Origin of the sequence: Lamprobacter sp. (assembly GCF_034860625.1) — a bacterium.
Taxonomy (GTDB): Bacteria; Pseudomonadota; Gammaproteobacteria; order Chromatiales; family Chromatiaceae; genus Lamprobacter.
Genome location: NZ_JAYESN010000207.1, coordinates 1 through 5,544 on the forward strand (window position 1 = coordinate 1; position 5,544 = coordinate 5,544).

The 5,544-nt window shown below is 64.5% G+C and carries 9 protein-coding genes; 4 read left to right on the forward strand and 5 right to left on the reverse strand.

The features are described from left to right. The 3 genes from VBE63_RS24075 to VBE63_RS24085 all read left to right on the forward strand — a co-directional run. Positions 1-629 (forward strand): alpha/beta fold hydrolase (locus VBE63_RS24075; RefSeq protein ID WP_323685553.1); only part of this gene is annotated, 629 nt, incomplete at its 5' end. Positions 630-660: 31 nt separating this feature from the next. Continuing rightward, positions 661-798, forward strand: a complete 138-nt coding sequence (locus tag VBE63_RS24080) for a hypothetical protein (protein ID WP_323685554.1) — start codon at positions 661-663, stop codon at positions 796-798. Between the two features lie 137 nt (positions 799-935). Then, positions 936-1,085: a hypothetical protein gene (locus VBE63_RS24085; protein WP_323685555.1), complete on the forward strand. Its 150-nt coding sequence runs from the start codon at positions 936-938 to the stop codon at positions 1,083-1,085. Between the two features lie 397 nt (positions 1,086-1,482). Here VBE63_RS24085 and VBE63_RS24090 read toward each other — a convergent pair whose 3' ends face one another. The 4 genes from VBE63_RS24090 to VBE63_RS24105 all read right to left on the reverse strand — a co-directional run bounded on the left by VBE63_RS24090 (position 1,483) and on the right by VBE63_RS24105 (position 3,950). Then, positions 1,483-2,103, reverse strand: coding sequence for a class I SAM-dependent methyltransferase (locus VBE63_RS24090; protein ID WP_323685556.1), 621 nt, complete (start codon positions 2,101-2,103; stop codon positions 1,483-1,485). Further along, a complete protein-coding gene (locus VBE63_RS24095) occupies positions 2,093-2,362 on the reverse strand; it encodes a hypothetical protein (RefSeq protein ID WP_323685557.1) in 270 nt (89 codons plus the stop codon). The genes VBE63_RS24090 and VBE63_RS24095 overlap by 11 nt, the downstream gene beginning before the upstream one ends. Positions 2,363-2,394: 32 nt before the next feature. Next, positions 2,395-3,240, reverse strand: coding sequence for an alpha/beta hydrolase (locus tag VBE63_RS24100; protein WP_323685558.1), 846 nt, complete (start codon positions 3,238-3,240; stop codon positions 2,395-2,397). Between the two features lie 125 nt (positions 3,241-3,365). Continuing rightward, positions 3,366-3,950, reverse strand: coding sequence for a YqiA/YcfP family alpha/beta fold hydrolase (locus tag VBE63_RS24105; protein ID WP_323685559.1), 585 nt, complete (start codon positions 3,948-3,950; stop codon positions 3,366-3,368). A 161-nt stretch (positions 3,951-4,111) separates the two neighbouring features. Between VBE63_RS24105 and VBE63_RS24110 the strand changes: the two genes are divergently transcribed. Next, positions 4,112-5,053: a hypothetical protein gene (locus tag VBE63_RS24110; RefSeq protein WP_323685560.1), complete on the forward strand. Its 942-nt coding sequence runs from the start codon at positions 4,112-4,114 to the stop codon at positions 5,051-5,053. A gap of 97 nt (positions 5,054-5,150) precedes the next feature. Here VBE63_RS24110 and VBE63_RS24115 read toward each other — a convergent pair. Continuing rightward, positions 5,151-5,544, reverse strand: a 394-nt coding sequence (locus VBE63_RS24115) for a hypothetical protein (protein WP_323685561.1), incomplete at its 5' end; no start/stop codon positions are given.

Sequence of the window (5,544 nt, forward strand, 5' to 3'; positions counted from 1 at the left end):
AACACAGCGTCCTCGGCCTCTACACCGAAGCTGATGCGGACACCGACCAAGCTGCCGTGATCGTGCATGGCATCGGTGTGCATCCCAACTGGCCACAGGTGGTCTATCCGCTGCGTGTCGGCCTGCCCGAACAGGGCTGGAGCACGCTGTCCGTTCAGATGCCGGTGCTGGCGAACGACGCCAACGCCGCCGACTATGCCGCGCTCATGGATGAGGTTGCGCCGCGCCTCGATGCGGCGATCGCGTTTCTCCGTGCGCAGGGCGAAGACCGCATCGCCATTGTCGCTCATAGCTTGGGTGCTACGATGAGCAACCACTACCTGGCCAGCCACCCGCAGGCCGTGATGGCTTTCGTCGCGATCGGCTTGTCGAGTGGCAGCGCGCACGCCGGTGTTGACAACGCCGAGGTGATCGGCCGCGTGACGGTGCCGACCTTGGACCTGTTTGGTCAGCATGATCTCGAGTCCGTCGTCTCAGGTGCCCCGGGCCGGGCTGGAGCCGCTGGCGGCAACGCCGGTTACCGCCAGGTGCAGGTTGCGGGCGCTGATCACTTCTTCGACGGCCAGGAAGCGGCGCAGGTGGAGATCGTCTCGGATTGGCTCAACGCGGTGGTTCCCGCTGGACGCTAAGGGTGACGCCTAGTGGGGATAGACCCAACAGGTGGCCGTGGCGCAGCGGGATCAGGCGCGGGAGGTGGAGTTGGCGGCGCGGGAGTGGTTGAACGCCCTGCAGGCGCGTTGGCAGCAGGAGCAGCAGACAGGAACAGAGAAGATTGAGACGACGACACCAACAGGATGACTAACCGCCAACGCCATCACGGCCCGCAAACCAGCATGGCTCCCTGGACCCTTGGGGCCGCATGGGCTGATGGATCGCCTTGATTGCCGGTCATGATCCCCGATGTCAGGTGGATGAGCGCTAAAAGAGGTTCCGCCATGTCACTTTCTCCCGAAACCCCGACCGGCTCATCCGTCGAGCGCCTGCGCGCTTGGCTGCGCTCGGACATCACCCTGACCCTGCCCGGTTGGGCCGTGGCGCTGGGCGTCGTGCTTCTGCTCACCCTGCTGCTTGTCGCACTGGATTGAGGATCACGCCCATGAAACCCGCCATGCTGGACCTCGAAGCAAAAAGGATGCACAGAGGGGCATTAAGCCCGCTTGTCCCACACCAAAAAAACGAGTCGCCTGAGTGACGCGTTAGCCGACGACAACGGCCCTCAGCGCATCGGCGGCAGCGGCAGCGGTCAGGGCGTGAGTTGGCTGGTGTTCGAAGCCGACAAGTGGCCGTTTTCGCTACAGCGACGACGCGCCCGACACCCTGGAGCAGCTCGCTGCGGACAACGCGCAGATCGCCACCTTCCGCATCAACAACACCCAGGGCCAATGTCGGCCAGGCGGGTGCGACGCAGACATCGACGCCTTCTCCAACGGTGACCGGGTCTGCCTCTCTTGGTAACGCTCACACTCTCTACAAGATCGAGGCTCAATCCCGCCGCGCGGTCACCCAGAGAAACCGCTCGCCACCGATCTCACGCAAGGTCACCTGCTCCGGGCGCAGGCCGGCGGCCTGCAGCTGTTCGCGCAGCGCCTGCGGTGTCGTGTGGCTGTAGAACAGGCGCTGGCCCATAAAGGGCTTCCAGCCATCGAACCGCTCCGCTCCGGTGTACTCGGCCGTGGCGTAGGTGAACAGGAGACGCCCGCCCTGTCGCAGCCAGTCGTGAATGCGCTCGAACAGCGCCGGATGCTCGGCGCAGGGGACATGGAACAGGCTGTAGATGGCGGTCACCGCATCGAACTGACCGGCCGCGAACGCGACCTCGCGCATGTCCGCCAGGATCGTCTGCATGGCCGGTACCTCGCGCGCCGCCAGCGCGAGCATGGACGCGCAGAAGTCGACGCCGGTCACGTCCCAGCCGCGCTCGATGAAGGCCTTGGCCACTGGCTCGCCAGCGCCGCAGCCGAGATCCAGCAAGGCACCGCTCTGCGCGGGCAGCAACGCAAAGACATCATCCAGCACCGGCTGCATGTCAAACAGCCCGCGGTTGGCCTCGTAGCCGGCGGCGAGGGCGTCATAGGCCCGCTGCAAAGCGTGGTCAGTTGGCATGGCCGTTTGGAAGACCGCGTTCGATGCCCACCACCTCCGTCCAGGAAACGTTCGTTATCGAGTCTGATTCACCAAGGAAATCATTGACGAAGCGGACGTCTTGCGTGCCATCGATGGCGCACCCCGTGAGTAGGCACAGCACAAGGAAGAAGGCGCATATGCGGCCGTTCAGCCGCTTCGCCGGTTGCTGTTCGGTGTCGATCAGCAGGCGCCAGGCTGCCGCGAGCGATGTTTGCAGGTGAAGCGGTTGAAGACCCATGGCCCTCTCGGTGTTGCGGCCTCAGCCGCTGTTCAGTGTACGGTATCCGGTACGGTGATCGACTCCAGAAAGGCAGTCAGCGCCTGCTGATATTGGGGCTTCGAGCGCAGAAAACCCTCGTTATGGCCACCTTGCAGCTCGACGAAGCCTTTTGGATCTGGAGCCGCCTCATAGAGTCGGCGCCCCAGCTGAACCGGCACGATCTCATCATCGGGGCTGTGCAAGATCAGCACGGGAGCGTGCACGGACGCCATCTGCTCAACGGCCGGGAACGCCACCCGCAGCGGGACCAAGCGCGAGAGCAGCGGATAATGCACCTCCGCCAAGCTCTGCATCCGATCAAAGCTGGATTCGACGATCAAGGCCGCCGGTGAGGTCCGCGCCGCCAGCCAGGTCGCCACCGCACCGCCGAGCGAACGCCCGAAGAGAACAATCTCCTCGGGTGGGATACCGCGCACCTGCGTCAACCAGTCCCAAGCGGCCGTGGCATCCTGATACAGCCCTGGCTCCGAGGGTGTACCCTCGCTGCGTCCATAACCCCGATAGTCGATGATCAACACCTCGAACCCAAGCTCGGTGAAGATCCTGATCGAATCGCCCCGGTGCGAGACATTGCCGGCATTGCCATGGAAGAACAGCAGGGTACGCGGCGCTGTGGCACGCGGTTTCGGTGGCGCAACCAGCCAACCATGCAGTGTGACATCGTCCTCGGTAACCGGCTTGACCTCCTCGTAGTCGAGCCCCCAATCCGTCGGCGTCGCTTGCAACCGATCGTAGGGGAAGAAGATCAGCCTGGGCTGCAACCACCAGAGCAGAAGCCCAAACAGGAGCAGACCGAGCAGGGCCATGAACAGCAGTGAGGTGAGCTTGGCGAGCATCAGGTCATTGGATCACAGGCGAGCAGCGGCAGGGGGTCTCCATGTCAATCCGCGTCTGCAGCCTTGCGGCCAATGCGCGTGTCCAGCGCCGATAGATGCTGCTCCTCTTCCGCATGGCTTTGGCCTCAGGCACCGCGCCTTGCCGTGACCCTGGTGATGAAATCGGCCACCGCATCGGCATAGGCGGCGGTGTTGGCCAGCTCATGACCGCCCTGCGCAAGCACATGCAGCGCGCTCCCGGAGGCCAAGGCCTGCGTCTCCTGTGCATCGACGACCTCATCGTCCGCCGCGACCAGGATCAGCCCCGGTACCGACGGATCTGGCGGCTCCTGCTCATAGGCCCGATAGGCGAGTGCATCCTCCAAGGTCCAGTCGAAGTTCGCCTCGACATCGAAGCGCTGCAAGCGGCCCTGATAACCTGCCAGTGTTGCCGAGGGACGCAAGGCCGGATTCAAGCCAATCCAGGGGTAGCCTTGGCGCGCGCCCAGGTAACGCGCCCAGAATCCACCTAGGCTGCTGCCGACCAACAGGTCGAACGTCGGCGACTTGCTCAGCGCCGCCTCGGCTGCACGCAGATAGTCCTCGGGCCGATAGCCGCCCTGCGTGGCCAGACAACGGACCTCATGGCCGAGAGCACGCAGCAGATCGACCTTGGGGCTGTTGGGCTTCGGCCCACTGGCAAAGCCGTGCAGATAAAGGATCAGGGCCATGGTCAGACTCCGGTTGCGATGGAAAGCAGCGGTGATGGTGACTTGGCAGACGCTAGAATGGCCTCGTTGGCGCGTTCTACAGCATCACCGTTGCATTCTGCGGCATCATGCCGGCTTCGACGCATCCGACTCAAATGGCCATCGCCTGACCGATCCGGCCCATGACTGATCACACTCAAAACAGCCCCGCCTATCAGTGGCTGCTGCATCCTGACAGCGCCCGCGCGGTGGCCGACTACCGCCAGCAACTCGCCGAGCAGGGTCTAGCCCAGGCCGGCGCCTACCTGCGAGACCAACTGGGTGATCAAGACCCCGACAGCCTCAGCGATGCCGCCTTCCTCGAGTGCCTGGTCCACACCAAACGCCCGTTGATCTTCGCCGAGTCGGCCATCTATGGCGATGGGCGCGACTGGTCACCGACGGAGCTGTCGCTACTCGGCGATCTGGGCGTGGCGGTGCCGGTGCGGATCTTCGATGACGGCCGCTATCACCGTCCAGCCGTGCATCCCGAGCCGCTGTCGGCAACGCTCCTGTTCATCCCTGGAGCGCTGCTGCGCAACGGTCGCGGTTGTGTGCCGGCAGATTGGCCAGCGGTGACCCAAGACGGACAGCTCGACCCGGTCGGCTACCGCGCCCTCTACGCACGCCGCCTGCTGCCGCTGCTGCGCTACGCGGACCTGGATGCCGCCGAGCGCGGGCAGACGGCCCTGATTACCGTCCCCGGACTCGGCTGCGGTCAGTTCGCCGGTCCCTTCGCCGGGAGGCTCGGCGAGGAGCTCAAAGGCGCGCTGATCGCAGTGCTCCAACGTCATGCGCCACAGCTGCCGCACATTCGCCTGATCTACTACGATCCCTACAGCGAATGCCGCAATGAGCGCCACGACGTCGGTGCGCTCTCGCTGCGCGTGCGCCCGCTGCTGCAGGGCAATGCCGAGCGTCCGCAGCTGTGCGCGCCGACGCATTACGCCGAAGCGGGTGAGGGTCTCAGCGACTGCCGGCTCTACAGCATCATCGCCTGGGATCAGGTCTCTTGGCCAGGCAACGATTATTGGGGTGGCGCGCGCATGACCGACGACGGGGCAAGGCTGCCGCGAGCGACCTGATGCGCGCCATCACCGTGATCGATGGCACCTATGAGGTACCGACGAGCGGTTATCAGCCACCCGAGCCCTATCCGACCTGGGAGGCCTTGGCATCGGTTTAGGAGGCATCGCAGAGCAACCGCTGCAACGGGCGACCGGCAACCCAGGGATAGTCCTCAAGGATCTTTACCAGCCGGCAGCTCAATTGGCGCTGATGCACCAGGGCGTTGCAGGCCGCCTCCTGACGCAGCACCCGCAACAGCCGGTCGACCTCATAGGCGTCGAACTCGCCGATCCGAAGCTTGGCGATGAGCCTGAGCATGCGTCGGTATAGCGGCAGTCCCAAAACGCTGAGGATCTCGGTCTGCTTGCGGCCCGCGAGCTCGATTAGCCGCTGCTCGGACCAGCCCTGTGTCTCCGCCCAGTGATGCAGTAGGAAGCAGAGCGTGACGTTCGACAGGATCAGATCCCGCACGGTCTGCGAGCGATGCGCGAGCGCCGCTAAGGCATAG

Coding starts and splice junctions, on each gene's coding strand:
- VBE63_RS24085 (WP_323685555.1), top strand. CDS start 936: ATGTCACTTTCTCCCGAAACCCCGACCGGCTCATCCGTCGAGCGCCTG.
- VBE63_RS24090 (WP_323685556.1), bottom strand. CDS start 2,103: ATGCCAACTGACCACGCTTTGCAGCGGGCCTATGACGCCCTCGCCGCC.
- VBE63_RS24095 (WP_323685557.1), bottom strand. CDS start 2,362: ATGGGTCTTCAACCGCTTCACCTGCAAACATCGCTCGCGGCAGCCTGG.
- VBE63_RS24100 (WP_323685558.1), bottom strand. CDS start 3,240: ATGCTCGCCAAGCTCACCTCACTGCTGTTCATGGCCCTGCTCGGTCTG.
- VBE63_RS24105 (WP_323685559.1), bottom strand. CDS start 3,950: ATGGCCCTGATCCTTTATCTGCACGGCTTTGCCAGTGGGCCGAAGCCC.
- VBE63_RS24110 (WP_323685560.1), top strand. CDS start 4,112: ATGACTGATCACACTCAAAACAGCCCCGCCTATCAGTGGCTGCTGCAT.